The 221-nt window shown below is 50.7% G+C and carries 1 protein-coding gene; it reads left to right on the forward strand.

Annotated elements, in window-relative coordinates:
* A partial coding sequence (locus tag MRS74_RS23780; protein ID WP_254582751.1) for a division plane positioning ATPase MipZ occupies positions 1 to 221 on the forward strand: 221 nt, incomplete at both ends.

Consider the following 221-nt stretch of genomic DNA (forward strand, 5'->3'; position numbering starts at 1 on the left):
GAGAACATCTATGATCAACGGCTGTCGCTGGCTGTGGCTGGTTTAGAGGCTGACGTTGATTTCATTTTGATCGTCTGCCCTGGATCCCACACACGGCTCAGCCAAGTGGCGCATTCTTTGGCGGATACACTGGTAACCCCTTTGAACGACAGCTTTATTGACTTCGATCTTTTGGCCAAAACCGATCTAGACGGTAAGGTCAAAGGCCCGTCCGTGTATTC

The organism is Marinobacterium sedimentorum (assembly GCF_024267675.1).
In the GTDB taxonomy this organism is placed as follows: Bacteria; Pseudomonadota; Gammaproteobacteria; order Pseudomonadales; family Balneatricaceae; genus Marinobacterium_A; species Marinobacterium_A sedimentorum.